Source organism: Tenacibaculum sp. MAR_2010_89, assembly GCF_900105985.1.
In the GTDB taxonomy this organism is placed as follows: Bacteria; Bacteroidota; Bacteroidia; order Flavobacteriales; family Flavobacteriaceae; genus Polaribacter; species Polaribacter halocynthiae.
Genome location: NZ_FNUB01000004.1, coordinates 229,015 through 255,558 on the forward strand (window position 1 = coordinate 229,015; position 26,544 = coordinate 255,558).

Genomic DNA, 26,544 nt, shown 5'->3' on the forward strand with positions numbered 1-26,544 from the left:
TTATGCAGATTTACCTGCTTTTCTTCTTAATACTTCTCCTACAAACTTAATTCCTTTTCCTTTATAAGGCTCTGGCTTACGGAAAGAACGAATTTTTGCTGCTACTTGACCAACTAATTGCTTGTCAAATGAAGATAATTTAATGATTGGATTTTTACCTTTTTCAGATACTGTCTCAACCTTAACTTCTGGAGCTAAATTTAAAGTAATACTATGAGAGAAACCTAAAGCCAATTCTAATTTTTGACCTTGATTAGATGCTCTATAACCTACACCAACTAATTCTAGTTCTTTGGTATAACCTTTAGAAACTCCCTCAATCATATTATTGATTAAAGCACGATATAAACCATGTGCTGATCTATCGTCTTTACTTTCTGATGATCTTTCAACTGTTAAAATACCATCTTCGATTTTTGCAGTAATACCAGATTTTAACTCTTGAGTTAATTCACCTAATTTACCTTTAACTGTAACCACGTTCCCGTCTACTTTAACTTCAACACCTTGTGGTAATGCGATTGGATTTTTTCCTATTCTACTCATTTTACAAAATGTATTTTAGTAAACGTAACATAAAACTTCTCCACCAACATTTTCAAGTCTTGCTTTTTTGTTTGTCATTACACCTCTAGATGTAGAAACAATAGCAATACCTAATCCGTTTAATACTCTTGGCATTTCTTTAGCGCCAACGTATTTACGTAAACCTGGTGTTGAAATTCTCTGAATTTTTCTGATTACTGATTCTTTTGTCTCTCTGTCATATTTTAAAGCTATCTTGATAGTTCCTTGAACTTTATCTTCATTGAACTGATAACTTAAAACGTAACCTTGATCGAACAAAATTTTCGTCATTTCCTTCTTCAATTTTGAAGCAGGAATCTCTACTACTCTATGACCAGCTGCGATAGCATTTCTGACACGAGTAAGAAAATCCGCGATTGGATCTGTGTACATAATTAATTAATTTTCGGTTTTGGTTTTCAATAATTATGTCTATTGAACCTGAAACCAGTTAATATTCATTTTTTGCTTTTCAGAAATAAATTACTTACAAGGCTTTGCTATTTTACTAACAGTTACTTACAAGACGGAATTTACCCTATAAAAAACAGAGTGCAAATATACATAAACTTTTTGAAAAAAAAATGTTTTAGTCAATTATCGTTTTGACTTTGAATTTATTGGCTAATATTTGAATACTTTTTTTGGTCATTGAAGTATAAAAAATAATATTAAAAACAAAAAAAAGGTGCATAATTTAAAATTATACACCTTGTTTCTATAGTAAAACACTGTTACCAGCTTGCTTTTTTTACTCCTGGGATTAACCCTTGATTAGCCATTTCACGGAAAGTTACACGTGAAATTCCGAACTGACGCATATACCCTTTTGGACGACCAGTTAATTTACAACGGTTGTGCTTTCTAATTGGTGATGCATTCTTTGGTAATTTTTGTAATGCTTCGTAGTCTCCAGCTTCTTTTAAAGCTTTTCTCTTTTCAGCATACTTTTCAACCATTTTAGCTCTTTTGCGCTCACGCGCTTTCATTGATTCTTTAGCCATCTTTTAATTCTTTTTAAATGGTAAACCTAATTCTCCTAATAATGACTTTGCTTCTTTATCAGTATTTGCAGATGTTACAAAAGTAATATCCATTCCACTGATTTTTTTAACTTGGTCAATATTAATCTCTGGGTAGATGATTTGTTCAGTAATTCCTAAATTGTAATTACCTCTACCATCAAAACCATTTGCTTTAATTCCGTTAAAGTCTCTTACACGTGGTAAAGAGGCTGTTACTAAACGGTCTAAAAATTCATACATTACAACTCCTCTTAACGTAACTTTTGCACCAATTGGCATACCTTTACGTAATTTAAAGTTTGCAACATCCTTTTTAGAAATTGTTGGAACTGCTTTTTGACCAGTTATTCTTGTTAACTCATCAATAGCATATTCAATTAATTTCTTATCTGCTATAGCTGCACCTACTCCTTTACTTACTACAATTTTCTGTAATTTAGGAACTTGCATTACATTGCTATAACCAAATTCATCAGTAAGAGCCTTGATAACTCTGCTCTTGTACTCTTCTTTTAATCTTGGTACGTAACTCATGGTTATATTGCTTTATCTGATTTTTTTGAAAATCTCACTTTTTTATCTCCTTCTACTTTATATCCAACTCTTACAGCTTCGTTGTTTTCAACTAATGCTACATTAGATATATGTAAAGAAGCTTCCTTTTTTACAATTCCTCCTTGTGGATTTGTTGCGCTAGGTTTAGTATGTTTAGAAACCATATTTACTCCCTCTACTACAACTCTATCTTTATCTTTAAGGATTTGTAAAACTTTACCTTCTGATCCTTTGTGATCTCCTGCTATTACTTTAACAGTATCTCCTGATTTGATTTTGAACTTCTTCATCTTAAATACGATATTAAAGCACTTCAGGTGCTAATGATACAATCTTCATAAACTGCTTCTCACGTAATTCACGAGCAACAGGTCCAAATACACGAGTACCTCTCATTTCCTCAGTAGGATTTAAAAGTACACAAGCATTATCGTCAAATCTAATATAAGATCCGTCTTTACGTCTAACTTCTTTCTTAGTACGAACAACAACTGCACGAGATACTTGACCCTTCTTTACAGTTCCGTTTGGAGTTGCAGATTTTACCGTAACAACGATTTTATCTCCAACGCTAGCGTAACGCTTTTTTGTTCCACCTAAAACTCTAATCACTAAAACTTCTTTTGCTCCAGTGTTATCTGCTACTTTTAATCTTGATTCTGTTTGTAACATATTATTTAGCTCTTTCTAGGATTTCTACTAATCTCCAACGTTTAGATTTACTTAATGGACGAGTTTCCATTATCTTAACAGTATCACCTTCGTTGCAATCGTTATTCTCGTCATGTGCAACATACTTCTTCGTTTTTAAAACGAACTTACCGTACATTGGGTGCTTTACTCTTTTTACCTCATTAACAACGATAGATTTCTCCATTTTGCTACTAGATACAACACCTATTCTCTCTTTTCTAAGATTTCTTTTTTCCATCTTTAAAACTGACTAGAATTATTGTAATTCTCTTTTAGTTAATTCTGTAGCAATTCTTGCTACAGTTTTTCTTAAGCTTCTTAACTGCAATGGGTTTTCCAATGGAGTTATGGCATGAGCCATCTTAAGATCCGTATAATTTTTCTTTAACGCTACTAACTGTTCTTGTAAGTCTGCGATAGATAATTCTTTAATTTCTGATTGTTTCATTTTATATAGAATTAAGCGTTAAAATCAAAATCTCTTGCGATAACAAACTTCGTTTTTACTGGAAGTTTCTGAGCTGCTAAACGTAAAGCTTCTTTTGCAACATCCATTGGTACTCCACCAACTTCGAACAAAATTCTACCTGGTTTAACTACTGATACGAAATGATCAGGTGCTCCTTTACCCTTACCCATACGTACCTCTAAAGGCTTTTTAGTTATTGGCTTGTCTGGAAATATTTTAATCCAAAGCTGCCCTTCTCTTTTCATATGACGAGTTGCTGCAATACGTGCTGCTTCAATCTGACGAGATGTAAGTAAATTCTGGTCTAAAGATTTGATCCCAAACATTCCATTAGAAAGTTGAGTACCTCTACCAGAGTTACCGCTCATATTTCCCTTACCCTTCTGGACTTTACGGAATTTTACTCTTTTTGGCTGTAACATGTGTAATTTCTTTTAAAAAAATTATTTTCTTCTGCGAGGTTGACGTTTTCCTCCTCCTTTATTAGAATTCCCTTTTTGCTTAGATAATCCTACTAATGGAGATAGTTCACGTTTACCATAAACCTCACCTTTCATTATCCATACTTTCACACCAATTCTTCCGTATGTAGTATGCGATTCAACAAGTGCATAATCGATATCTGCTCTAAAAGTAGAAAGAGGAATTCTTCCTTCTTTATAATGTTCAGAACGTGCCATTTCAGCTCCATTTAAACGACCTGATAGTTGGATTTTAATCCCTTCAGCATTCATTCTAATTGCAGCAGCAATAGCCATTTTCGTAGCTCTCTTGTAAGAAATTCTATTTTCAATTTGACGTGCAACACTAGCTGCAACTAATTTAGCATCTAATTCAGGACGCTTAATTTCAAAAATATTAATTTGAACTTCTTTCCCAGTAATTTTTTTAAGCTCTTCTTTTAACTTGTCTACCTCTTGACCTCCTTTACCAATAATGATACCTGGACGTGCAGTAGTGATAGTAACGGTTACAAGTTTTAAAGTACGCTCTATTATTACACGAGAAACACTTGCTTTAGATAATCTAGCATAAATATACTTTCTTATCTTGTCATCTTCAGCAATTTTATCTCCGTAGTCATTTCCACCATACCAGTTAGATTCCCATCCTCTGATAATTCCTAAACGATTTCCTATTGGATTTGTTTTTTGTCCCATTTCTACTTTGATTAATTACTTTTATTTTTAGCTCCTAACTCTAAAGTTACGTGATTAGAACGTTTTCTTATTCTATGTGCACGCCCTTGTGGAGCTGGTCTTAATCTTTTTAACATTCCTGCGCTATCTACACAAATAGATTTCACGAATAATCCAGCCTCTTCAATACTTGCATCTTCATTTTTAGCTTGCCAGTTTGCAATTGCAGACATTAACAATTTCTCTAAATTTCTAGATGCTTCTTTAGGACTAAACTTCAAGATTTGTAAAGCTTTTTCAACCTCTACTCCTCTTACCAAATCAGCCACCAAGCGCATTTTCCTTGGTGATGTAGGACAGTTAGTAAGCTTTGCAAAAGCTCTTTGCTTTCTCGCTTCTTTTAACTGTGTTGCCATGTTATGTTTACGACTTCCCATAATTTCCTACTATTTTTTACCTTTATTTTTTGCACCTGCATGCCCTCTAAAAGAACGAGTTGGTGAAAATTCTCCTAATTTATGACCTACCATGTTTTCAGTAACATATACTGGAACAAATTGACGTCCGTTATGAACTGCAATTGTTTGTCCAACAAAGTCAGGTGTAATCATACTTGCTCTTGACCAAGTTTTAATAACTGATTTACTTCCTGCTTCAACATTAGCCATCACTTTTTTCTCTAACTTGTAGTGAACGTAAGGTCCTTTTTTTAATGATCTTGCCATGATTTATTATTTCTTTCTACGTTCTATGATATACTTGTTACTAGCTTTAGTCTTAGATCTAGTTTTGTATCCTTTAGCTGGTATACCATTTCTAGATCTTGGATGACCTCCTGATGAACGTCCTTCTCCACCTCCCATTGGGTGATCAACTGGATTCATTCTTACAGCATTAGTTCTAGGACGCTTACCTAACCATCTACTTCTACCTGCTTTACCAGATACTAATAATTGATGATCTGAATTAGATACAACTCCTATAACAGCTTTACAAGTTAATAAGATTAATCTTGTTTCTCCTGAAGGTAACTTAACAGTAGCGTACTTACCATCTCTTGCCATTAATTGAGCAAAAGAACCAGCAGAACGAGCCATAACAGCTCCTTGACCTGGATGTAATTCAATACATGAAATAGTTGTTCCTAAAGGAATATCACTTAAGTACATAGCATTACCCACATCTGGAGTAGATTCTTTACCTGAAACGATAGTTTGACCTACTTTTAATCCGTTTTGTGCAATTACATAACGCTTTTCTCCATCAGCATAACTAACTAAGGCAATAAATGCAGTACGATTTGGATCGTACTCAATAGTTTTTACTGTTGCAGGGATACCTTCTTTATCTCTTTTGAAATCAATAATACGGTATTTTTGCTTATGACCACCACCGATATTACGTGTAGTCATTCTTCCCTGATTGTTTCGACCTCCAGATCGTTTTTTCGGAGCTAATAAAGATTTCTCCGGCTTATCAGTAGTAATGGTGTCGAACCCATTCACTACTCTAAAACGCTGACCTGGTGTTATTGGTTTTAATTTTCTAACTGACATTCTGTCTTTTCTTAAAGATTGTTATAAAAATCAATAGTTTCTCCTTCTGCTAACTGTACAACTGCTTTTTTATAACCACTTGTTAATCCAGATACTAAACCTTTTTTAGTGTATTTAGTTTTTCTTTCAGCAGGATGGTTCATAGTTCTAACAGCAGATACTGCTACACCATAGGTAGCTTCAATAGCACCTTTGATTTCAACTTTGTTAGCTTTCTTATTTACAACAAATGTATAACGGTTAAATACCTCGCTATCATTTGTAGCTTTTTCCGTAATAATAGGTTTAATTAAAATACTCATTTCTTCCCTATTTACTTAAATTAGATTCAATTCCTTCTAATGAGCTTTCAGCTATAACTACTTTACTTGCGTTTAAAACATTGTAAGTATTAATACCTGTAGCATTTACAACTTTAGACTTTTTTAAGTTTCTTGATGATAAGTAAACATTTTTACTTTCTTCAGTTAAAACAAATAAAGATTTCTTTGAATCTAATTCTAAAGCTTTTAATACATTAATAAATTCTTTAGTTCTTGGAGCTTCAAAATTGAAATCTTCAACAACTACTAAATTATTATCTTTTGCTTGAATACTTAAAGCTGATTTGCGAGCTAAACGCTTTAAGTTTTTATTTAATTTGAAAGAATAGTTTCTTGGTCTTGGTCCGAACATACGTCCTCCACCTCTAAAAACACCAGACTTGATAGATCCTGCTCTTGCAGTACCAGTTCCTTTTTGTTTTTTAATCTTTCTTGTACTACCTGCTATTTCAGCTCTTTCTTTAGACTTATGAGTACCTTGTCTTTGGTTAGCCAAGTACTGTTTAACATCTAAATAAATCGCGTGATCGTTTGGTTCAATTCCGAATACTTCGCTAGAAAGTTCAACTTTTCTACCAGTATCTTTTCCTGTAATATCTAATACTGCTACTTTCATTATTTCTCAATAGTTACGTAAGAGTTCTTGTGTCCTGGAATTGCTCCTTTAACAACGATAAGGTTCTTTTCTGGAACCACTTTCAATACTCTTAAATTTTGAACTTTTACATTATCTCCTCCCATACGTCCTGCCATGCGCATTCCTTTAAATACTCTTGCAGGGTATGAAGCAGCACCAATAGAACCTGGCGCTCTTAAACGGTTGTGCTGACCGTGAGTTGCTTGTCCAACTCCAGCAAATCCATGACGTTTTACAACACCTTGAAAACCTTTACCTTTTGAAACTCCTGATACATCTACAAACTCTCCTTCTGCAAAATACTCAACAGTAACTGAATCTCCTAATTTGTACTCTCCTTCGAATCCTTGAAATTCAATGACTTTTCTTTTAGCAGTTGTGCCAGCTTTTTTAAAGTGACCATCTAAAGCTTTATTTGAGCTTTTTGCTTTTTTGTCATCGAAACCAAGTTGTAACGCGTTATAGCCGTCAACCTCTTCGGTTCTGACTTGGGTAACGACGCAAGGACCTGCTTCGATTACAGTACAAGGAATATTTTTCCCGTTCTCATCGAATAAGCTGGTCATTCCTACTTTTCTTCCTATTAACCCAGACATATTTGTTAATTTTCAGACGATAGATTTATTTTATCCAGCGCGTCTATTAATATAAATTGTTTGAAACAAATGTTTCAGTTTGACATTACTTTCAAGTTTTACGTAAAAAAAAAGAGCGAAAACACTTTTAGCTCTAACTATTTTGTGTTTTACCGTTTTTCCCTTGCGAAACCCTCAGGACATGTCTTTTTTCTATTAAAACAAATAGAAAAAATATCGAAATACTTAAATTTCGGTGTGCAAAAGTAAAAAAAACTTTCGGCTTAACAAAATTAAACCGAAAGTTATTGATTTACTTATACTTTAATCTCAACTTCTACTCCACTTGGTAACTCAAGTTTCATTAAAGCATCAATAGTTTTTGAAGAAGAACTATAAATATCTAACAAACGCTTGTAAGCAGATAATTGAAATTGTTCTCTTGATTTTTTATTTACGTGTGGTGAACGTAATACTGTAAAAATCTTTTTATGAGTTGGTAATGGAATTGGTCCATTTACAACCGCTCCAGTACTTTTCACTGTCTTTACGATTTTCTCAGCAGACTTATCTACTAAATTATAATCGTAAGATTTTAATTTTATTCTAATTTTTTGACTCATCTTAATTAACCTTTTGCGTTTGCAATTACTTCTTCTGAAATATTATTTGGAGTTTCTGCATAATGAGAAAATTCCATAGTTGAAGTTGCTCTACCCGAAGACATTGTTCTTAATGCTGTAACATAACCAAACATTTCTGATAATGGAACTAAAGCTTTAACAACTTTTGAACCTGCACGATCACTCATGTCAGACACTTGACCACGTCTTCTATTTAAATCTCCTACAATATCTCCCATGTTTTCTTCAGGAGTCAATACTTCTAATTTCATTAATGGCTCCATGATTTTAGCTCTTGCAGCTTTTGCAGCAGCTTTATATCCCATTTTTGCAGCCAATTCAAAAGATAACTGATCAGAATCCACAGGGTGGAAAGATCCATCTTTTAAAGTAACTTTCATAGAATCCATTTCGTAACCAGCTAAAGGACCATTCTTCATTGCTTCTTTGAATCCTTTTTCTACTGACGGTACAAATTCCTTAGGAACGTTACCACCTTTAATTATAGATTCAAATTGCAACCCTTGAACACCTTCATCTGCAGGTTCCATAGTAAATACAATATCAGCAAATTTACCACGTCCACCAGATTGTTTTTTATAAACTTCTCTATGATCAGCAACTGCAGTAATAGCTTCTTTGTACTCTACTTGAGGTTGACCTTCGTTAACCTCTACTTTAAACTCACGCTTTAAACGATCAACAATGATATCAAGGTGTAACTCTCCCATTCCTGAGATAATAGTTTGCCCTGACGCTTCATCAGTTCTAACGGTAAAAGTAGGATCTTCTTCTGCTAACTTAGCTAAAGACATACCTAATTTATCAACATCCGCTTTAGTTTTAGGTTCAACAGCAATACCAATTACTGGATCTGGAAAATCCATAGACTCTAACACTATAGGGTGTTTTTCATCTGATAAAGTATCACCAGTTTTAATTGATTTAAATCCTACAGCAGCACCAATATCACCTGCTTCGATAAAATCGATTGCATTTTGCTTATTAGCATGCATTTGATAGATACGAGAAATACGTTCTTTTTTCCCTGAACGGTTATTTAAAACATAAGACCCAGCATCTAAACGACCAGAGTAAGATCTAAAGAAAGCTAAACGTCCTACGAAAGGATCAGTAGCAATTTTAAATGCTAAAGCAGCAAAAGGCTCTTTTACATCTGGCTTACGAGTAAGCTCTTCACCATTATCAGGATTAGTTCCAACAATAGCATCTTTATCTAATGGAGAAGGTAAATAACGACATACAGCATCTAATAAGAACTGAACACCTTTATTTTTAAACGCTGATCCACAAATCATAGGAATGATTGACATATCCATTACAGCAGCACGAAGAGCAGCATGCACTTCTTCTTCAGTAATAGAGTCTTCATCTTCCATATATTTTTCTAAAAGATTTTCATCATAAGCAGCAACTTCTTCAATAAGTTTACCACGTAATTCTGAAGCTTCTTCTTTTAATTCTTCTGGAATATCAACAATATCAAAAGTAGATCCTTGAGTAGCATCATGCCATACAATAGCACGGTTCTTTACTAAATCTACTATACCTTTAAAATCTGCCTCATCTCCAATATTCATTACAATTGGCACAGCATTAGACTTTAACATGTCTTTTACTTGTTGACAAACAGCCATAAAATTAGCACCTTGACGATCCATTTTATTAACGAATCCAATACGTGGAACTTTATAGTTATCTGCTAATCTCCAGTTAGTTTCAGATTGAGGCTCAACACCATCAACCGCACTAAATAAGAAAACTAATCCATCAAGAACTCTTAATGAACGGTTTACCTCTACTGTAAAATCAACGTGACCAGGAGTATCAATTATATTAAAGTGATATCCTTTAGTATCTTTTGTAGGCTCTCCATTTTCAACTGGGAACTTCCACTCACAAGTGGTAGCAGCAGAAGTAATTGTAATACCTCTTTCTTGCTCTTGCTCCATCCAGTCCATAGTTGCAGCACCATCATGTACCTCACCTATCTTATGACTAACACCTGTATAATATAATACACGCTCAGTCGTAGTAGTCTTACCTGCATCAATATGCGCAGCAATACCAATATTTCTAGTATATTTTAAATCTCTAGCCATTTCTATTAAAATCTGAAGTGTGAGAACGCTTTGTTTGCCTCAGCCATTTTGTGAGTATCAGTACGTTTTTTAACTGCAGCACCTTCTTCTTTAGCAGCTGCTAAAATCTCAGAAGCTAAACGTTGTGCCATAGTTTTTTCATTACGCTTACGCGCATAAGAAACCATCCATTTAATAGCCATAGATACTTTACGGTCTGGACGAATTTGCATAGGAATCTGGAATGTAGCTCCACCTACACGACGAGAACGAACTTCTACGTGTGGCATCACATTTGACAAACCATCTTTCCAAATTTCTAAAGCTGACTTCTCCTCGTCAGTTTTCTTTTCATTTACGATATCAATTGCATCGTAAAAAACTTTGAATGCTACAGATTTCTTACCATCCCACATTAAGTTATTCACAAAACGTGTTACTAACTGGTCGTTAAACCTTGGATCTGGTAATAAAACTCTTTTTTTAGCTCTTCTTTTCCTCATGTCTTTACATTAAAAAAGTTACTATCTTAAATTTACTTTTTTGGGCGTTTTGCTCCGTATTTTGATCTTCGTTGAGTTCTTCCCTCAACTCCAGCTGTATCTAATGCTCCACGAACAATGTGATACTTAACACCTGGCAAATCTTTTACCCTTCCACCTCTAACTAATACTATCGAGTGCTCTTGTAGGTTATGTCCTTCTCCTGGGATATACGCATTGATTTCATTACCATTTGTTAATCTAACACGCGCTACTTTACGCATTGCTGAGTTAGGTTTTTTTGGTGTGGTAGTGTAAACACGCGTACAAACTCCACGTCTTTGAGGACATGCCGATAAAGCAGCCGATTTACTCTTCTTAGTTATTTTGGTTCTTCCTTTACGAACTAATTGTTGAATAGTTGGCATACTAATTAATTACTATTTTTCGTTTGTACTAAAATTTCTCTTAATTTCTAAGAGTGCGCAAATGTACGATTAATTTCTAATTATTCAAATATCAGCCAGTTATTTTTAAACAACAACCCAGTATTTCCTTAAATACTTAATATTAAATGTACTTTAGCTAAAAAAACTTTACATTGAAAAGACACACAAGAACATATATTCTATTCACTTTTCTGTTTATTTTCTTTGAAACAACATCTGCTCAAGAATTTAATTTAAATGTATTTTCAAAAGATTCTATTGAAGATAAAGTGTTAAAAAAAATTAAGTTTAAACAAAAGCACTTATCAAAAAAAAATCTACTCCAAGAAATCAGTAAAATTTCTAACAACTTAAAATCAATTGGATATTTCAATCACAACTATCATTTAAATATTAAAAATAAAAAATTCAATTACCTATTTAAGCTTAACAATAAAACAAACACAGTTGCTCTTCACTATAAGAATAAAAACATCTTTATAAAAACAAAAGAGCTAAAAGAGTTTTTACTAAATGAAACAAAAGAACTTGACAATCTTGGAAATTCTTTTTCTTCGATAAAACTTGACAGCATACATTTAAAGGGAGATACTTTATTTGCTAATGTAAAAACCACATTTCTAAAAAAACGTTTTATTGACAAAACCGTTATTAAAGGCTACACCAGTTTCCCAAATACATACATAAAAAACTACCTTAACATTAATAACAAAACAACAATAAGCAAAGAGAAATTATCAAAAATAGATGATAAACTTAAATCAATAAACTTCATTAAATCTATAAAAAAACCAGAATTATTATTCAGTAAGGACTCAACCATTCTATTTTTATACCTAAAAAAAGAAAGTAAGAGTAATTTTGATGGTATCATAAACTTTACATCTGAAGGAGAAAAAAAAGGTTTTAAACTAAATGGACACATTAACCTACTACTAAACAATACATTAAACTCAGGAGAGACTTTTAAGATCTCATGGAAATCATTCAACAAACAAAATGAATCTATAGAATTATTTTCTGAGTTACCTTATATATTTAACACTCCACTAACTCCAAGTATATCATTTAAACTACACAAACAAGATTCTACATTTTTAAATTCTAAATTCAACTCAAAAATAGCATATACAATAAACCATAAATCAACCGTGGCAATTACCTACAGTTCAACCAACTCTACTAACACATTGCAATTACAAAATTCACCTGACATTAATGACTATTCAAATTACTTTATAGGCATGTCATACATTTACAATATCAAAAACAATAAAACTTTATTCACTGATAAACATCTCCTATTTAAAGTAACTCCTTTATTCGGAAACAGAAGCTCAAACAAACAAACACATAAACAATTAAAAATTAAATCAGAAATAGAAAAAAGCTTTACACTAAACAATCGCAATTCTCTATATATAAAAAATGAAATTGGTTACTTAGAATCAAAGAAATATTTGATCAACGAATTATTTAGAATTGGAGGAGCTAATAGTGTAAGAGGATTTAATGAGCAAAGTTTTTTTACAAAAAAATACACATTCATAAATACAGAATACCGTTACATTACATCAAAAAACTCACAATTGTACATCTTATTTGACTATGCTTACTTAAAAAATATAAACAACAAAACCAATCACTTAACAAGCTTAGGAATAGGCTATAAACAGCTATTGAAAAACACTTTAATAAACATTGAATATTCTATAGGAAAATCAAATAACAATAGCTTTAATCTCAACAATTCTTTTCTTTCATTAAAATTATCTAATTATTTTTAATAATCTTTAAAAAAAACCTCACAAAGCCCCGATAGCATTAATAAATTTCACAATTCGTTAACTTATTTAATAATTAGTTAACAATTTAGTTGTTTTTTTAAGTTTTATTTAAGACTTTTGACGCAATTAATTCAAACAATTACGCAATGAAAACAAAGTTTAATGGAATTTTAACGCTACTATTAGCGTTGGTTGTGCAAATTTCTTTTGCACAAGAAAAAACAATTTCAGGTACTGTTTCCGATGAATCTGGACCTTTACCTGGGGTGTCTGTACTTAAAAAAGGGTCTACCCAAGGTACTGAAACAGATTTTGACGGTAAATACTCAATCAAAGCTAAAGAAGGGGATATTCTTGTTTATAGTTTTGTTGGTATGAAAACTACTGAAAAAATTGTAGGTGCTTCAAGTACTATTAACGTAACACTAGAAAATGATAACGTGTTAAACGAAGTAGTAGTTACAGCATTAGGTATTAAGAGAGAAGCAAAAAGTTTAGGTTTTGCTCAACAAACTGTAAAAGGTGAACAACTTACTCAAACTAGAGAAGTAGACATTAACAACTCTATCGCTGGTAAAGTTGCCGGTGTACAAATGTTAGGTGCTCCAAGTTCTGGATTTGGAAACGCTTTAATTCGTTTAAGAGGTGAAAGTGATTTACTTTATGTTGTTGATGGTGTAAAAATCGACAATTCTGGAGATATTAATGTTGATGATGTTGAAAGTCTTAACGTTCTTAAAGGTAGTGGTGCTACTGCATTATATGGTCCTATTGGTAAAAATGGGGTTGTTGTAATTACTACTAAAAGAGCTAAAAACGGAAAAACATCTTTCGTTATTGACCAAGCTTTACAAGTTTCAAATGTATACATCTTACCAGAATATCAAAATGAATATGGTGGTGGATATTCTCAAACTTTTTCAACTTTAAATGGTCAAAACATACCTAACTATGCAGCTGATGAATCTTGGGGTCCTAAATTAGACGGAAGAATGGTTAGACATTGGGATAGTTGGATACCTGGTTCTTCTGAATTTGGTAACTTAAGACCTTGGTCTGCTAACCCAGATAACGTAAGAAACTTCTTTAACACTGGTATTACAAATAATACTACTTTATCTTTTTCTAAAGGAGGAGACGGTTATAGTGTTAAAACTATATTAAGAAATGTTGACATTGAAGGTGTTTTACCTAATTCTAAAAGAAATTTAAAGCAAGTAAGTGCTAGTGCTAGTTTTGATGTATCAGACAAACTTGAAGTTTACACAAACATCAACTACCAATACAGAACTACTTTAAATGACCCTACTGGTGGTTATGGAAGTATTGCTTCTAACTTTAACCAATGGTTCCAAAGACAATTGGATATGAACAGATTAAGAGATTCATATTTCCAAGGAGGTAAATTTTACACATGGAATATTAGAAGTACTTCTAATGTTAACCCTTTATATTGGGATTCTCCATATTTTGAAACTGATCAAAATATTAAGAACCAAACTAAAAATGCTGTTTATGGTAACGTAGGTATTAACTATAAAATTACTGATAACATTACATTAAACACTGAAATCAGAAGAACTGTAAACACTTACAAATCTGATGCAAGAGTTGCTTTTGGAGGATTAAACCAAACATCTTTTACTGAAAGAGACCGTACAATTAGTTCAACTGAATTTTTTGCAATGGCAACTTATAACAAAGATCTTACAGATAATTTAGATTTAACTGCTTCTGTTGGTACTGAATTAAGACAATGGCAAGATAGATATATTGACGGTGCTACTAGTGGAGGTTTAACTATTCCTGGTGTATATACAGTAGCTTCTTCTAAAGACAGACCTACTTATACAAATAGAGAGTGGAATAGAAAGAATAGAGGTTTATTTGCAACTGCTTCTCTTGGATATAATGATATGTTATTCTTAGATGGTACAGTAAGATCTGACTGGAACTCAACTGCAAACCCTAATGATAATAGAGTATTAACTTATGGAGGTTCTTTAAGTTTCTTATTTAACAAAGTAATTAACTTAGAAGAGTTAAGCTTTGGTAAATTACGTGTTGGTTATGCTGAAGCTCCAAGTTTCCCTAACATCAATGCTACTAAAAACGTATTCCAAACTGGAAATTCTTTAAATGGTGTTGTACCATTTTTCCCTTCAGCTACCCAAGCTAATGCTGGTATTCAAGGAGGTATAAGACAAGAGTTTGAAATTGGTACTGAATTAAAATTCTTCAGAAACAGATTAGGTTTAGACATTACATATTTTGATAGAAAAGATATTAACTTACCTATTGATATTCCTTTATCAGGAGCTACAGGATTTAATGCATCTACAGTAAACTCTGGAAAATTTTCTTCTAATGGTATAGAGGTTGCTATAAATGGTACTCCTATTAAAAACGAAAACTTTACTTGGGATGTTGGATTAAACTTTGCAACATTAAAAAGACAAGTTGATGAATTATACGTTAACCCTACAACTGGTGAGGCAATTACAACTGACGTAATTGATACTTCATGGAGAGGTTTAACTATAGAAGCTAGAGTAGGTGAAGAATATGGTGCTATTTACGGTAGAAAAATAAGAAGAGATGCTAACGGAAACATGCTATTAAGTAGTACTGGTAGTATTCAATTTGATCAAAACCAATATTTAGGTAACTTATTACCTGATTTTACTGGAGGTTTAACAAACTCATTTAACTATAAAGGAATTAACTTATCTTTTAGTCTTGATTTCCAAAAAGGTGGAAAATACTTCTCAGTTACTCAAATGTTTAACAACTATGCTGGTTTAGGTATCGCTACAGTTGGAGACAATGCTAAGGGTAACCCAGTAAGAGACCCATTAGTAGATGCTAGTGGTGCTGTTGCATCAGGAACTTCAATAAATGCTAATAATGTATCTAATACAACTGGTGGTGTTTTAGTAGAAGGTGTTGACGCTACTTCAGGAAGTGCAGCTTCTTACTTCGTAGATAGCCAAACTTATTGGAAAAGATTATTTGCTTTACATGAAAGATGGATCTATGATGCTTCTTACGTTAAGTTAAGACAATTATCTTTAGGATATACTTTCCCAAAGAAAATATTTGAAAACACTCCAATAGAAACTATTACAGTTAATGCTTACGCTAACAACTTATGGTTAATTTATTCTAGTGTTGATGGTGTTGATCCTTCTGAGATTGAAAATGTAAACAATGCAGGTTTAAGATGGGAAGAAGGTGGACAGTTACCAAGTAGTAGAACATTTGGTATGAATATTAAAGTTAAATTTTAATTAAAAATTTTAAGAAAAAATGAGAAAAAATGTATATAGAGCTTTAGCATTAGCTACCTTTTTGGTAGTTGGCTACAGCTGTGAATCATACGACTTTGGTAATACTGATGACAACTTAAATAATCCTTCTGCGGTTATACCATCATCTTTACTTACTGCAAGTCAAGCAAAATTAGTAGGTGCCTTGAGTTTATCAGGAACTGCTACACCTTCATTATACGTTCAACATTTATCACAGACTCAATATACTGAGGAGTCTAGATATCAAACAATCAACTTTGGTTGGAATATTAATGGTAGTGGTACTGGACAACAAGGAAATGTAGGGATTTATAACAAACCTGTTTTAGCTCTTAAAACAATTATAGATGCTAATACAAATAGTCCTGCTGAAATGGCTGCTTATGGGTCTAACAACAACCAAATAGCTGTAGCAAGAATTTTAAAAGCTTACTACTTCCAATGGATGACTGACAGATGGGGAATGTTACCATATACTGAAGCTTTAGGTGGTGTAAATACTCCTAATCCAAAATATGATACTCAAGAGTTTATTTATAAAGATTTATTTAAAGAAATAGACGAAGCTCTTGCTCAAATTGATGGTGGTGCAGGTCCTTCTGGAGATAGTTTTTTCGGAGGAGACATGGCTAAATGGAAAAAGTTTGCTAATACTTTAAAAATGAACATGGCTATTCGTTTAGCTAAAGTTTATCCTAATGCAGGTGATTACGCAGCTACAATGTTTAATCAAGCTATGGCTGGTGCAATTACATCTTCAAGTGAAAACATAATGTTTGCTTGTATAGCTGATGACCAGTATGACAACCCTTACCAAGATGATTATGTTGATTCTGGTAGAACTGACGAATGTTTAAGTGATGTTTTAGTTAACAGATTACAAGCTTTAAACGATCCTCGTTTACCTAAATTCGGTGCTCCAGCTGCTTCTTCAGGAAACTATGTTGGTTTACGTTACGGATGGGCAGGAGCAGGATCTGTTCCTAATGCTGATGTGTCTTTCATGAACGATGATTTAATCAAAAATGGAACAAAATCTTTACCTATATTCACATTTGCTCAGGTTTCATTTAACAAAGCAGAAGCTGCCAAGTTAAACTGGATTTCTGGAACTGTTCAGTCTTATTATGAAGCTGGAGTTAAAGCTTCTTTAGAACAATGGGGAGTTTCAGCTGCTGATGCAACAACTTATTTAGGTGTTGCTGGTGTTGCTTATAACGCTGCAACTGATATGAATCAAATTGCTGAGCAAAAATGGATTTCTTTATTCTACCAACCTTATGAAGCTTGGGCTGAATGGAGAAGATTAGATTTCCCTGTATTAACAGCTGCTGTTGATGCTTTAAATGGAACTAATCAAATTCCTACAAGACATGCATATCCTTCAACTGAGCCTAGTCAAAACAAAGCTAGTTATGATGCTGCAGTTGCTGCACAAGGTGCTGATGGTTTATTCACTAAATTATGGTGGGATAAATAAAAGTATAAAAATTATATAATTTTTAAGACTACCTTTATTAATTTAAAGGTAGTTTTTTTTTATATTTACCTAAACCCAAACACCTTACTATGAAAAAGTTAATATTCTTTCTTTGTTTATCTTTTATAACATTATTAGTAAACTCTCAAGTTGATGGAATGAATTTTAATCCTCAAAAAATTGGAGGAACATTTCAAAACTTAAATTTAAATTCGGGAAATAATTTTAATGATAATATGAAAGGCTCTATATATTTGTTTAAAGCTTGGAATAATCTATCAACATTAACTTCTTTTTCAAACAAAAAACTGAAAATTGATAACTTAAATTATGATATAGAAAATAAGCAATTCGTTGCAAAAATTAGCAATGATAGTATATACATTTTCAATAATCTTAAAAACGTTAAAACTCCATTGTCTTTGTTTGAAAATATTGATGGTACATTTTATGAAATATTAGTTAATGGTAAACTTCAACTATTAAAAGAGTATACTGGTAAGTATAAAAAAGCTGTTATAAATAAAATGACAAATCAAATAGTTAAGAAACCCCAATACATCAAAGTTGAAACTTTATATTCAAGGCAAAACAATACTATAAAAAAAATAAAACTAAAGAAATCAAGTATTCTTAAATTACTTTCTTCTAAAAAAGAAGAAATAAAGAAATACTCTAAAACAAATAAATTGTCTTACAAAAAAGAGAATGACGTAATTAAAATATTACAATATTACAACAAGCTACTAAACAACTTTTAAAAAAATTAACTCAAAAAGAAAAACTATAACCAACAAAATCTGATATGAAAAAAATAATTTTATTTTTTGTAATTATTATTACAAATCAATTGTATTCACAAGGAAAGAGAACTTTTTGGCCAACTAACTCAAGTGAAGCTCCTAAAATGAAAGTTAACTTTAATACTCAAACACTTGGAGGTACTTTTCAACGTAATGATGCTAGAGCCTTTAATAAAAATGATCAATTTAAAGGCGTTAAAGGGTCTTTTTATTTATTTAATACTTGGAAAAACAATTCAACAATTACTTCTAAGACTGGAAAAAAATATCAAATCAATAACATGAATTATGATTTGGATGAAAAAGCTTTTTTATCAAAAATTTCAAGAGACAGCGTTTACATTTATCAAAATGTAGAAAGTATTAATGTAGAAAATAGATTTTTTATAAATATTAATGAGCAATTTTATGAAAAAATAACTGATGGTAAAATTAGCTTATTAAAGAAATATTCAGGGAAATTAAAAAAACCTATCATTAACAAAATGACAAATCAACAAGTAAAACCTGCTGAATATGTTAAAATAGTTAATTACTATAGTTACATTCAAAATAAAAAATTAGAAAAAATTAAATTAAAAAAATCTAATGTTACTAAATTAATTACCGAAAAAAAAGATCAAGTAAAAATTTATATCAAAAAAAACAAATTAACATATAAAGAAGAAGGGGATATTGTTAAAATAATTAATTATTATAATTCATTATTTTAGTTATGCATAGTAACATTATTTTTATAGAAAAAATTCCATGCCCATAGTTCAGCATGAAAAAAACTAGGTGAAGCTAATTTTGTGCCTTTTTTAGGTCCTTCAATAGCTTCACCAAATATATTCCATCTATTTCCTTTATTATCTTTCAATACTAAAGGAAAACTAGTATCCAGTTCTAAATTTTCTCCAGTAGGTTCATAAAATGAAGTGAAAATATTTTTACTTTCATCACCTATTACAATAGTTTGTCTTCCATTAACTATTAACTTATTTAACTTTAACTTACTAAAGCTAGAATAAGGAAAAACTTCAACCGAATTTTCAATTCCACCATTAACAATACCAAAAAACTTAGTTGACTTAGCTTTCTTTACACTATTGTACTTATTCACTTCTCCTCTACTAAGTAAATTATGATAATACACTTGAGCCATAGGAAAATAGTCTTTAATGGTTTTCCAAGTTGTTTCTATTGAAAATAAATCATTTATCTCCATATATTTTTGACTCCCTTTAATACCAGTAAGTAACATTTGCGACCAAAAAACATCTTCCTCTTGTGATGTTAAAACCAAATTATCTTTAAATAAAAAACCTGAGGCAAACATGTTCAAACTTTTACCACCTATAACTTTATTAAAACAAATACCACTTTTTGTTTGTGGACAATAACTAGCTATGTATTCTAAATCATCTATTTTATCATTTACAACTTCAGAATAATTTAAATAAACATAAGGAAAAACCTTAACCCTCCCTTTATAATTAAACATTATTACAAGATCATCATCAGATACATTTTCAATTTCATTTACTTTCTTGAAACTAGGGTTATCTATAAAAGCAAACGGAGCTCCTTCTTTTATATAGGTTTCGTCTACAAGCCATTTATCTTCATTTACATTATCATCTATATTCTTATCAATACCATCTGAGCATGAAAACATAAAGGCGAAAATAAAAAGCAAAAATATATACTTCATAACTTTATAAGGTTTCTTGTATAGTCTAAAAAGATAGTAAATAATTACATAAAATATTTAAAAATGTGAATTTTATAATATTTGCACACTCTAAAATAAAATTGCATTTTTGATTTAAAACAAATTAAAAATTACAATGGAGATTATTTCTAGTTTAAAAACTGAAAAAAAAAGCTTTAAATATTTTGGTAGTGGAGTTGAATTTGCCATTATTTTTTTTAAAAATATATTATTAACACTTTTTACCTTAGGTCTATACTATCCATGGGCTAAAGTTGAAATTTTAAAATATCATTATCAATCTACAGAATTAGATGAGTCTCGTTTTACTTTTCATGGTACTGGTAATGAGGTTTTTAGAGGATTCGTTAAAATATATATAATTTTTATTCTATTATACGGAACTTTAATTTATGGTTTACAATCTGGAAATCAAATTACAACTATTTTAACTGTTGCTATATTTTATTTATTTTTCATTCTTATCATTCCATTCGCTATTCATGGTGCTATACGTTATCGCTCATCTAGAAGTTCTTGGAAGGGTATTCATTTTAAATATTTAGGTAAAAGAATGGAACTCTTTTGGAAGTTTATTACAGGAATGATTCTAACTATCTTAACTTTTGGGATTTATGGAGCTTGGTTTCAAATTGAAATTAGAAAATATATTCTGAGTCATTTACGATTTGGAAACTTATCTTTTGATTTCAAAGGTAAAGGAGAAACTTTGTTTTGGATTAACTTAAAATTTATTCTTTTATTTTATCTTACATTAGGTATATATTCTTTTTGGTATTTAAAAAATCTATGGACTTTTTATGCTGAGAATACAGAAGTAACACAAGATGGAAAAAAAGTAAATTTCAAGTTAAATATTAAACCTGGTGATATTTTTGAATTAATGATAGTTAATTTTTTATTGATTGTGTTAACTTTAGGAATAGCAACACCATGGGTTACTATTAGAACATTTAATTTTATTTTCCGTTTTTTAGAAATTGAAGAAGGTTTAAATACTAATGTTATACAACAAACATCTTATGATGATTATGATGATGCATCTGGAGATGACTTATTAGATTTTTTAGATTTAGATTTACTATAAATGCCTTTTAAAGTAAACTATTTTGATGGGAAGTCATCTCAAACACATGAAGCTTATATTTCACCAAGCTCCTTAGCTTGGAAAATTTCTTTCAAAAAAAAAGAAAACAACCCTATACAAATTTCATGGAATATTCAGAATATCAAAAAGTCAGAGGTTCACACAAAAGGATTAATTTCTTTTACTTATGGCAATACCTTTCCTTTTCAAAAAATAGAAAGCTCAGACAATAATTTTATAGAGTACCTAAATAAAAGTAATCACAAAAATTTAAATAATAGAGTTAATACTTTTTTACATAAACACAAAAAGAGATCTATAATAAGCCTGCTTTTAGCAGTTTTTACGATACTCTTCACTATATATTTTTATGTTATTCCAACTGTAGCTATAAATTTTGTTTCAAAATTAAATAAAACACAAATAATTGAATTTGGTAATTACACTTTTAATGTACTATTGAAAGATTTAGATATTGATAAAGAAAAGTCAAATAAATTACAACTTTTCATTAATGATATGAATGTAAATACTACCTTTCCAATAAAGGCGTATGTAGTAAATAATAAAGAATTGAATGCTTATGCTCTTTCTGGTGGAAAAATAGTGATTTACTCTTCACTACTTAATAAAATAGAGAATGAACACCAGTTAACTGCTTTAATAGGTCATGAGATTTCTCATATAGAAAACAGACATGTACTAAAAAATTTAAGCAGAAATTTGTCCGGAAAAGTATTTCTCTCTATTATATTTAATGATTTTAATAGTATTTCCGCTGTTTTAACAAAGAATGCGCATTTATTTTCTCAATTGTCATATTCTCGTAACTTAGAAAATGAAGCTGATATATATAGTATGGAAATTATGCAAAAAAATAATTTAAACTTATCTGGAATGCCAGAGTTATTTCAAATTCTAAAAAAAGAAAATGAGATTGAAATACCAAAATACTTAAACAATCATCCCGCTCTTAGAGACAGGATACTATACACAAAAAAAATAGCAGAAAAACAATCTTCCTTTAAGAGAAATCTAATTCTAAAAGATAGATGGAATAATTTAAAACAACTAATTTCAAAAACAAATACTAATACTATAAATGAGTAAGAACATAATTATTACTGGAACAAGTAGAGGAATAGGTTATGAACTGGCTAAACAATTTGCTAATCAAGGTCATAATGTTTTGGCTTTATCAAGAAATACAAAATCACTTGATTCTTTAAATCATAAAAACATTACAACTATTTCTGTTGACTTGTCTTCTAATGAAGATTTGGTAAAAGCTGAAGCCTTTATAAAAAACAACTGGACTAGAGTTGATATTTTAATTAATAATGCTGGAAAACTAATAAATAAACCTTTTTCAGAGTTATCTACTGAAGATTTTAAGGAAGTTTACAAGGTAAATGTTTTTGCTGTTGCCGAACTAACAAAAAAAGCAATACCTTTTATGAAAAAAGGGAGTCACGTAATTACCGTAAGTAGTATGGGAGGAATACAAGGAAGTATGAAATTTCCTGGTCTTGCAGCATACAGTTCTGCAAAAGGAGCTGTTATTACTTTATCTGAATTATTAGCAGAAGAGTATAAAAACCAACAAATAGCTTTTAATGTTTTAGCGCTAGGAGCAGTACAAACTGAAATGCTTGAAGAAGCATTCCCTGGGTATGAAGCTCCTCTTTCAGCTAAAGAAATGGCTGATTATATTTTTGAATTCTCATTAACTGGAAATAAGTACTACAATGGAAAAGTATTACAAGTTTCTAGTTCTACTCCATAGAAAAACTTTAATATATTGAAGATAATAAAGCAATTGTATAGAATAAATTGAAAGAAACTTTAATTAAATACATACCTAAAAAAGCTATCCCTTTGGTTGAATATTTGATAAACAAACATCAAGTAAACCTAAAAATAGTTAGTCAACGACAAACAAAGCATGGCGACTTTCGTCGTATGCCTGATGGAAGAATGCTAATAACAGTAAATAACAACTTGAATCATTATCAGTTTTTATTAACGTTAATTCATGAGATTGCCCATCATGTTACACACCAAAAATTTGGAAGGGTACAACCTCATGGTAAAGAATGGAAAACTGTTTTTCAACATTTAATGCTTCCCTTCTTAGAACCTGAGATTTACCCTACTCAAATACTTCCTTATTTAGCTAATTATTTAAAAAACCCGAAAGCTAGTACAGATACAGATGTAAATTTATCATTAGCTTTGCGTAATGGTAAAGCAGAACCAGGAAAGATTTTTATCTTTGAAGTTCCTAATGGAAATGTTTTTCAATTTAAAAACAGGCTATATAAAAGAGGCAACAAGCGTAGAACACGATATGAATGTTTGAACTTAACCAATAAACGTGTATACCTTTTTAATCAAAATGCAGAAGTTCTACTTATTCAGTAGTTAATACAATACAAATTATGAGCAATAATTATTACGCAGTTATCATGGCAGGTGGTGTTGGGTCAAGATTTTGGCCAGTAAGCACACAACAATATCCTAAACAATTTCATGATATGTTAGGAACAGGGGAATCTTTGATTCAGAAAACTTTTAGTCGAATAAATCAACTAATCCCTTCAGACAATATTTTAATAGCAACAAATAAACGCTATGAATCATTAGTTTTAGATCAATTACCTAAAGTAAAAAGCAAGCAGTTACTATTAGAACCTACCATGCGAAATACAGCTCCATGCATTTTATATTCTGCATTAAAAATACATCAACAAAATCCAAATGCAGTAATGCTAGTAGCACCTTCTGATCATTGGATTGAAAATGAAAATGAATTTTTAAACAATATTAAAACTTCATTTAATGCTTGTGAAAAACAAGATATTTTGATGACCCTTGGAATCCAACCAGACTCTCCAAATACTGGCTATGGATATATACAATTCGAAGAGCATGAATCTAGTATAAAAAAAGTAAAAAACTTCACTGAAAAACCAAACTTAGATAAAGCTAAAGAGTTTTTAGCAAGTGGTGATTATTTATGGAATGCTGGAATATTTGTTTGGTCAACAAAAAGTATTTTAAAAGCCTTTAGTGAATTTTTACCTGAAATGGTTGCTACTTTAGATGATGGAAATAATGTATATAATACTGACTTTGAAGATGACTTTATAAACAATAACTATAAATCATGTGAAAATATTTCTATTGATTTTGGAGTAATGGAGCGTGCTAAAAACGTACATGTCTTGCCCGTTAACTTTGGATGGAATGATCTTGGAACTTGGGGTTCACTTTACAATAAACTACCTAAAGATGAGCAAAAAAATGCTATTGTAGGAGCTAAAACTATTTTTAGAGATTCAAGTGGTAATATGGTAAGAACTCAAAATGGTAAAAAAGTTATTATCCAAGGATTATCAAATTTTATAGTAGTTGAAAAAGATGATGTACTTTTAATATGCCCAAAAGATGATGAACAAGAAATAAAACAAATTGCCGCACAAGCAAAAGAGACATTTAACAACTAAAAAATAATAAAAAATCCGAAGCTACTACTTCGGATTTTTTTTATAATGTTTTTTTATAACAGCTTCAAAAAAAGGATAATAATATTCAGTCATATAGCTTCCTCTTTTTTCTCCTAAAACCTTTTCCCTTTTATCTATTAACAATACCATAGGAAAAGAATTTTTATATTTTTTACTTAGTCTTTTGTTTACAACAGCAACTTCTTTAGTAACTAAATCCTTATTTCTTGGAAAATTAGCCATGTATAGAATCATATTTTCATTGGCATACTCTACAAATTTACTAGTATGAAATAATTCTCTATCTAATTTTATGCAAGGTCCACACCAATCAGATCCTGTGAAATAGATTAACACAGGTTTTTTCTCTTTTTTCGACTTTTTTAAAGCTTCCTCATAAGATGTTTCCCAAGTAACTTTAATCTGTTTATTTGACTCATCAGTAATTGCTTTATTTTGTGAAAAAACAATGTTAACTGCAAATAACAAAACTAAAAAGGTTATTATTTTTTTCATCTATATTTATTTTACCTATTCCAAAATATCAAAAATAATACCATTATTAATTGAGCATAGTTGTTACATGCCCCTCAATTATAGTATCAAACTTTTGTTTATTTGTTAAAAATGAACTTTCTATTGGTAAATAGAATAGATTATCTACCCTATTTTCTAATCTAACAAAATCTTTTTCAGTTGTAAGTATTACTTTCCCTAAGGATACAATATTATTGTATTCCAACTTTATTTTTTCAATATCACCTTTAGTAAAGTGATGATGATCTGGAAATTTCAAATGTCTAACTTTTATATTTTTAGATTTTAAAAATTGTAAGAAAGGGGCTGGATTTGCAATTCCAGTAACCACGATAATTTCTTCTCCTATTAACTTATCAATAAGTATATTTTGGTTCCCATACAACTTTGTATCATATGAAATTGTTGTAAAAAACAGCTCTTGATAACTTTCTGGATTAATTTTCTTAATTATATCTTTTTGCTCTTTATCTGATAAATCATCTGGACATTTAGTTACAATTATAATATCTGCTCTTTTAGCTCCTCTCCTACTTTCTCTTAAATTTCCAGTTGGCAAAATGTAATCATTTACATATAAATCTTCATACTTAGTTAATAACACATATAAACTTGCCTTAACTTTTCTATGCTGAAAAGCATCATCTAATAATATAACTTCTGGCTTATTTGTTTGCTTTATCAACTCCTGGATACCATTAACTCTATTTGCATCAACAGCTACAGTAATCTTATCATTAAACTTCTTATAAAATTGTAATGGTTCATCACCTACATCTTCTGCTAAATGTTTTGAAGTTACAATTTGAAACCCTTTTGTTTTTCTTTTATATCCCCTACTTAATGTAGCTAGCTTATAGTTTTTACTTAATAAACGTATTAAATATTCTATTTGAGGAGATTTTCCCGTTCCTCCAACACTTAAATTACCTACAGCAATTAGTGGAAAAGCAAAAGATTTTTCTTTATAAAAATTTTTATCAAACAATATATTACGAATACTCGTAACAATATCATATATAACGGCTATTGGAAATAATAAAAAACGGATTACTTTCATTACAACGAAAGTAATTAAAAATCTTAACTTTGATATTGAATTAAAACTTGTAAAACTT

Annotated in this window: 33 protein-coding genes; 10 read left to right on the plus strand and 23 right to left on the minus strand. The window is 30.8% G+C overall.

Annotated features, from left to right (window positions below):
- From rplF to rpsL, 20 genes are all read right to left on the minus strand, one after another.
- The gene (gene rplF, locus BLV71_RS01900; protein WP_093868903.1) at positions 1-546 is read right to left on the minus strand and encodes a 50S ribosomal protein L6; all 546 of its coding nucleotides are present in this window, start codon (positions 544-546) and stop codon (positions 1-3) included.
- Positions 547-561: 15 nt separating this feature from the next.
- Entirely contained in the window at positions 562-960 is a 399-nt protein-coding gene (rpsH, locus tag BLV71_RS01905; protein WP_093868904.1) for a 30S ribosomal protein S8, read from the minus strand.
- 341 nt (positions 961-1,301) lie between these two features.
- Positions 1,302-1,571 (minus strand): 30S ribosomal protein S14, encoded by a 270-nt coding sequence (gene rpsN, locus BLV71_RS01910; RefSeq protein ID WP_093868905.1) that lies wholly within the window; start codon positions 1,569-1,571, stop codon positions 1,302-1,304.
- Positions 1,572-1,574: 3 nt separating this feature from the next.
- Positions 1,575-2,126, minus strand: a complete 552-nt coding sequence (gene rplE, locus BLV71_RS01915) for a 50S ribosomal protein L5 (protein ID WP_093868906.1) — start codon at positions 2,124-2,126, stop codon at positions 1,575-1,577.
- 2 nt (positions 2,127-2,128) lie between these two features.
- On the minus strand, positions 2,129-2,437 hold the full coding sequence (gene rplX / locus BLV71_RS01920) for a 50S ribosomal protein L24 (protein ID WP_093868907.1): 309 nt from the start codon (positions 2,435-2,437) through the stop codon (positions 2,129-2,131).
- Positions 2,438-2,450: 13 nt separating this feature from the next.
- Positions 2,451-2,819 (minus strand): 50S ribosomal protein L14, encoded by a 369-nt coding sequence (gene rplN, locus BLV71_RS01925; protein WP_093868908.1) that lies wholly within the window; start codon positions 2,817-2,819, stop codon positions 2,451-2,453.
- Between the two features lies 1 nt (position 2,820).
- Complete coding sequence (rpsQ, locus tag BLV71_RS01930) at positions 2,821-3,078, minus strand: 30S ribosomal protein S17 (RefSeq protein ID WP_093868909.1); 258 nt, start codon at positions 3,076-3,078, stop codon at positions 2,821-2,823.
- Positions 3,079-3,096: 18 nt separating this feature from the next.
- Positions 3,097-3,288 carry a 50S ribosomal protein L29 gene (gene rpmC, locus BLV71_RS01935; protein ID WP_093868910.1) on the minus strand — a complete coding sequence of 64 codons (192 nt, stop codon included), beginning with the start codon at positions 3,286-3,288 and terminating at the stop codon, positions 3,097-3,099.
- An 11-nt stretch (positions 3,289-3,299) separates the two neighbouring features.
- Entirely contained in the window at positions 3,300-3,731 is a 432-nt protein-coding gene (gene rplP / locus BLV71_RS01940; protein WP_093868911.1) for a 50S ribosomal protein L16, read from the minus strand.
- A 21-nt stretch (positions 3,732-3,752) separates the two neighbouring features.
- Complete coding sequence (gene rpsC / locus BLV71_RS01945) at positions 3,753-4,469, minus strand: 30S ribosomal protein S3 (RefSeq protein ID WP_093868912.1); 717 nt, start codon at positions 4,467-4,469, stop codon at positions 3,753-3,755.
- Between the two features lie 11 nt (positions 4,470-4,480).
- Entirely contained in the window at positions 4,481-4,885 is a 405-nt protein-coding gene (rplV, locus tag BLV71_RS01950) for a 50S ribosomal protein L22 (protein ID WP_093868913.1), read from the minus strand.
- 9 nt (positions 4,886-4,894) lie between these two features.
- Positions 4,895-5,173 (minus strand): 30S ribosomal protein S19, encoded by a 279-nt coding sequence (gene rpsS / locus BLV71_RS01955; protein WP_093868914.1) that lies wholly within the window; start codon positions 5,171-5,173, stop codon positions 4,895-4,897.
- 6 nt (positions 5,174-5,179) lie between these two features.
- Complete coding sequence (gene rplB, locus BLV71_RS01960) at positions 5,180-6,004, minus strand: 50S ribosomal protein L2 (protein ID WP_093868915.1); 825 nt, start codon at positions 6,002-6,004, stop codon at positions 5,180-5,182.
- Between the two features lie 11 nt (positions 6,005-6,015).
- Positions 6,016-6,306: a 50S ribosomal protein L23 gene (rplW, locus tag BLV71_RS01965; RefSeq protein WP_093868916.1), complete on the minus strand. Its 291-nt coding sequence runs from the start codon at positions 6,304-6,306 to the stop codon at positions 6,016-6,018.
- A gap of 7 nt (positions 6,307-6,313) precedes the next feature.
- Positions 6,314-6,943: a 50S ribosomal protein L4 gene (gene rplD / locus BLV71_RS01970; RefSeq protein ID WP_093868917.1), complete on the minus strand. Its 630-nt coding sequence runs from the start codon at positions 6,941-6,943 to the stop codon at positions 6,314-6,316.
- A complete protein-coding gene (rplC, locus tag BLV71_RS01975; protein ID WP_093868918.1) occupies positions 6,943-7,560 on the minus strand; it encodes a 50S ribosomal protein L3 in 618 nt (205 codons plus the stop codon). Before rplC ends, rplD begins: the two co-directional genes overlap by 1 nt.
- A 296-nt stretch (positions 7,561-7,856) precedes the next feature.
- The gene (gene rpsJ / locus BLV71_RS01980) at positions 7,857-8,162 is read right to left on the minus strand and encodes a 30S ribosomal protein S10 (protein WP_075342599.1); all 306 of its coding nucleotides are present in this window, start codon (positions 8,160-8,162) and stop codon (positions 7,857-7,859) included.
- A gap of 5 nt (positions 8,163-8,167) precedes the next feature.
- The gene (gene fusA, locus BLV71_RS01985) at positions 8,168-10,285 is read right to left on the minus strand and encodes an elongation factor G (protein WP_093868919.1); all 2,118 of its coding nucleotides are present in this window, start codon (positions 10,283-10,285) and stop codon (positions 8,168-8,170) included.
- A gap of 5 nt (positions 10,286-10,290) precedes the next feature.
- Positions 10,291-10,767 carry a 30S ribosomal protein S7 gene (rpsG, locus tag BLV71_RS01990; RefSeq protein WP_093868920.1) on the minus strand — a complete coding sequence of 159 codons (477 nt, stop codon included), beginning with the start codon at positions 10,765-10,767 and terminating at the stop codon, positions 10,291-10,293.
- 32 nt (positions 10,768-10,799) lie between these two features.
- Positions 10,800-11,174 carry a 30S ribosomal protein S12 gene (gene rpsL, locus BLV71_RS01995; RefSeq protein ID WP_093868921.1) on the minus strand — a complete coding sequence of 125 codons (375 nt, stop codon included), beginning with the start codon at positions 11,172-11,174 and terminating at the stop codon, positions 10,800-10,802.
- Between the two features lie 173 nt (positions 11,175-11,347).
- Between rpsL and BLV71_RS02000 the strand changes: the two genes are divergently transcribed.
- The 5 genes from BLV71_RS02000 to BLV71_RS02020 all read left to right on the plus strand — a co-directional run bounded on the left by BLV71_RS02000 (position 11,348) and on the right by BLV71_RS02020 (position 19,289).
- The gene (locus BLV71_RS02000) at positions 11,348-12,982 is read left to right on the plus strand and encodes a ShlB/FhaC/HecB family hemolysin secretion/activation protein (protein WP_093868922.1); all 1,635 of its coding nucleotides are present in this window, start codon (positions 11,348-11,350) and stop codon (positions 12,980-12,982) included.
- Between the two features lie 146 nt (positions 12,983-13,128).
- On the plus strand, positions 13,129-16,272 hold the full coding sequence (locus BLV71_RS02005) for a SusC/RagA family TonB-linked outer membrane protein (protein WP_093868923.1): 3,144 nt from the start codon (positions 13,129-13,131) through the stop codon (positions 16,270-16,272).
- 19 nt (positions 16,273-16,291) lie between these two features.
- A complete protein-coding gene (locus BLV71_RS02010; protein ID WP_093868924.1) occupies positions 16,292-17,773 on the plus strand; it encodes a SusD/RagB family nutrient-binding outer membrane lipoprotein in 1,482 nt (493 codons plus the stop codon).
- Between the two features lie 89 nt (positions 17,774-17,862).
- Positions 17,863-18,534: a hypothetical protein gene (locus BLV71_RS02015; RefSeq protein ID WP_093868925.1), complete on the plus strand. Its 672-nt coding sequence runs from the start codon at positions 17,863-17,865 to the stop codon at positions 18,532-18,534.
- A gap of 44 nt (positions 18,535-18,578) precedes the next feature.
- A complete protein-coding gene (locus BLV71_RS02020; protein WP_093868926.1) occupies positions 18,579-19,289 on the plus strand; it encodes a hypothetical protein in 711 nt (236 codons plus the stop codon).
- Here the strand turns inward: BLV71_RS02020 and BLV71_RS02025 are convergent.
- The gene (locus BLV71_RS02025) at positions 19,286-20,272 is read right to left on the minus strand and encodes a DUF3179 domain-containing (seleno)protein (protein WP_093868927.1); all 987 of its coding nucleotides are present in this window, start codon (positions 20,270-20,272) and stop codon (positions 19,286-19,288) included. The two genes, BLV71_RS02020 and BLV71_RS02025, sit on opposite strands and share 4 nt — an antisense overlap.
- Positions 20,273-20,408: 136 nt before the next feature.
- Here BLV71_RS02025 and BLV71_RS02030 point away from each other — a divergent pair, with 136 nt between their 5' ends.
- The 5 genes from BLV71_RS02030 to BLV71_RS02050 are packed head-to-tail and all read left to right on the plus strand — an operon-like array spanning position 20,409 to position 24,889.
- Positions 20,409-21,380 (plus strand): YjgN family protein, encoded by a 972-nt coding sequence (locus tag BLV71_RS02030; RefSeq protein WP_093868928.1) that lies wholly within the window; start codon positions 20,409-20,411, stop codon positions 21,378-21,380.
- Positions 21,381-22,490 (plus strand): M48 family metallopeptidase, encoded by a 1,110-nt coding sequence (locus tag BLV71_RS02035; RefSeq protein ID WP_093868929.1) that lies wholly within the window; start codon positions 21,381-21,383, stop codon positions 22,488-22,490.
- Positions 22,483-23,166: an SDR family NAD(P)-dependent oxidoreductase gene (locus BLV71_RS02040; protein ID WP_093868930.1), complete on the plus strand. Its 684-nt coding sequence runs from the start codon at positions 22,483-22,485 to the stop codon at positions 23,164-23,166. The genes BLV71_RS02035 and BLV71_RS02040 overlap by 8 nt, the downstream gene beginning before the upstream one ends.
- A gap of 47 nt (positions 23,167-23,213) precedes the next feature.
- Positions 23,214-23,804 carry a SprT-like domain-containing protein gene (locus BLV71_RS02045; RefSeq protein WP_093868931.1) on the plus strand — a complete coding sequence of 197 codons (591 nt, stop codon included), beginning with the start codon at positions 23,214-23,216 and terminating at the stop codon, positions 23,802-23,804.
- Positions 23,805-23,821: 17 nt separating this feature from the next.
- Positions 23,822-24,889, plus strand: coding sequence for a mannose-1-phosphate guanylyltransferase (locus BLV71_RS02050; protein WP_093868932.1), 1,068 nt, complete (start codon positions 23,822-23,824; stop codon positions 24,887-24,889).
- 24 nt (positions 24,890-24,913) lie between these two features.
- Here the strand turns inward: BLV71_RS02050 and BLV71_RS02055 are convergent, their stop codons facing one another.
- Both BLV71_RS02055 and lpxK read right to left on the minus strand, forming a co-directional pair.
- On the minus strand, positions 24,914-25,405 hold the full coding sequence (locus BLV71_RS02055) for a thioredoxin family protein (RefSeq protein WP_093868933.1): 492 nt from the start codon (positions 25,403-25,405) through the stop codon (positions 24,914-24,916).
- A gap of 46 nt (positions 25,406-25,451) precedes the next feature.
- Positions 25,452-26,486 (minus strand): tetraacyldisaccharide 4'-kinase, encoded by a 1,035-nt coding sequence (gene lpxK, locus BLV71_RS02060; RefSeq protein ID WP_093868934.1) that lies wholly within the window; start codon positions 26,484-26,486, stop codon positions 25,452-25,454.
- Positions 26,487-26,544: the final 58 nt, after the last annotated feature.

What these genes read in the sequence shown, in the direction of transcription:
- BLV71_RS02040 (WP_093868930.1), top strand. Translation starts at nt 22,483, where the DNA reads ATGAGTAAGAACATAATTATTACTGGAACAAGTAGAGGAATAGGTTAT.
- rplC (WP_093868918.1), bottom strand. Translation starts at nt 7,560, where the DNA reads ATGTCTGGGTTAATAGGAAGAAAAGTAGGAATGACCAGCTTATTCGAT.
- BLV71_RS02020 (WP_093868926.1), top strand. Translation starts at nt 18,579, where the DNA reads ATGAAAAAAATAATTTTATTTTTTGTAATTATTATTACAAATCAATTG.
- BLV71_RS02005 (WP_093868923.1), top strand. Translation starts at nt 13,129, where the DNA reads ATGAAAACAAAGTTTAATGGAATTTTAACGCTACTATTAGCGTTGGTT.
- rplW (WP_093868916.1), bottom strand. Translation starts at nt 6,306, where the DNA reads ATGAGTATTTTAATTAAACCTATTATTACGGAAAAAGCTACAAATGAT.
- rpsC (WP_093868912.1), bottom strand. Translation starts at nt 4,469, where the DNA reads ATGGGACAAAAAACAAATCCAATAGGAAATCGTTTAGGAATTATCAGA.
- rpsL (WP_093868921.1), bottom strand. Translation starts at nt 11,174, where the DNA reads ATGCCAACTATTCAACAATTAGTTCGTAAAGGAAGAACCAAAATAACT.
- BLV71_RS02010 (WP_093868924.1), top strand. Translation starts at nt 16,292, where the DNA reads ATGAGAAAAAATGTATATAGAGCTTTAGCATTAGCTACCTTTTTGGTA.
- rpsS (WP_093868914.1), bottom strand. Translation starts at nt 5,173, where the DNA reads ATGGCAAGATCATTAAAAAAAGGACCTTACGTTCACTACAAGTTAGAG.
- lpxK (WP_093868934.1), bottom strand. Translation starts at nt 26,486, where the DNA reads ATGAAAGTAATCCGTTTTTTATTATTTCCAATAGCCGTTATATATGAT.
- rplV (WP_093868913.1), bottom strand. Translation starts at nt 4,885, where the DNA reads ATGGGAAGTCGTAAACATAACATGGCAACACAGTTAAAAGAAGCGAGA.
- rplX (WP_093868907.1), bottom strand. Translation starts at nt 2,437, where the DNA reads ATGAAGAAGTTCAAAATCAAATCAGGAGATACTGTTAAAGTAATAGCA.
- rpsG (WP_093868920.1), bottom strand. Translation starts at nt 10,767, where the DNA reads ATGAGGAAAAGAAGAGCTAAAAAAAGAGTTTTATTACCAGATCCAAGG.
- rplP (WP_093868911.1), bottom strand. Translation starts at nt 3,731, where the DNA reads ATGTTACAGCCAAAAAGAGTAAAATTCCGTAAAGTCCAGAAGGGTAAG.
- rpsQ (WP_093868909.1), bottom strand. Translation starts at nt 3,078, where the DNA reads ATGGAAAAAAGAAATCTTAGAAAAGAGAGAATAGGTGTTGTATCTAGT.
- BLV71_RS02035 (WP_093868929.1), top strand. Translation starts at nt 21,381, where the DNA reads ATGCCTTTTAAAGTAAACTATTTTGATGGGAAGTCATCTCAAACACAT.
- fusA (WP_093868919.1), bottom strand. Translation starts at nt 10,285, where the DNA reads ATGGCTAGAGATTTAAAATATACTAGAAATATTGGTATTGCTGCGCAT.
- rplF (WP_093868903.1), bottom strand. Translation starts at nt 546, where the DNA reads ATGAGTAGAATAGGAAAAAATCCAATCGCATTACCACAAGGTGTTGAA.
- rpmC (WP_093868910.1), bottom strand. Translation starts at nt 3,288, where the DNA reads ATGAAACAATCAGAAATTAAAGAATTATCTATCGCAGACTTACAAGAA.
- rplN (WP_093868908.1), bottom strand. Translation starts at nt 2,819, where the DNA reads ATGTTACAAACAGAATCAAGATTAAAAGTAGCAGATAACACTGGAGCA.
- rplE (WP_093868906.1), bottom strand. Translation starts at nt 2,126, where the DNA reads ATGAGTTACGTACCAAGATTAAAAGAAGAGTACAAGAGCAGAGTTATC.
- BLV71_RS02050 (WP_093868932.1), top strand. Translation starts at nt 23,822, where the DNA reads ATGAGCAATAATTATTACGCAGTTATCATGGCAGGTGGTGTTGGGTCA.
- BLV71_RS02030 (WP_093868928.1), top strand. Translation starts at nt 20,409, where the DNA reads ATGGAGATTATTTCTAGTTTAAAAACTGAAAAAAAAAGCTTTAAATAT.
- rplD (WP_093868917.1), bottom strand. Translation starts at nt 6,943, where the DNA reads ATGAAAGTAGCAGTATTAGATATTACAGGAAAAGATACTGGTAGAAAA.
- rpsH (WP_093868904.1), bottom strand. Translation starts at nt 960, where the DNA reads ATGTACACAGATCCAATCGCGGATTTTCTTACTCGTGTCAGAAATGCT.
- rpsN (WP_093868905.1), bottom strand. Translation starts at nt 1,571, where the DNA reads ATGGCTAAAGAATCAATGAAAGCGCGTGAGCGCAAAAGAGCTAAAATG.
- rpsJ (WP_075342599.1), bottom strand. Translation starts at nt 8,162, where the DNA reads ATGAGTCAAAAAATTAGAATAAAATTAAAATCTTACGATTATAATTTA.
- BLV71_RS02055 (WP_093868933.1), bottom strand. Translation starts at nt 25,405, where the DNA reads ATGAAAAAAATAATAACCTTTTTAGTTTTGTTATTTGCAGTTAACATT.
- rplB (WP_093868915.1), bottom strand. Translation starts at nt 6,004, where the DNA reads ATGTCAGTTAGAAAATTAAAACCAATAACACCAGGTCAGCGTTTTAGA.
- BLV71_RS02025 (WP_093868927.1), bottom strand. Translation starts at nt 20,272, where the DNA reads ATGAAGTATATATTTTTGCTTTTTATTTTCGCCTTTATGTTTTCATGC.
- BLV71_RS02015 (WP_093868925.1), top strand. Translation starts at nt 17,863, where the DNA reads ATGAAAAAGTTAATATTCTTTCTTTGTTTATCTTTTATAACATTATTA.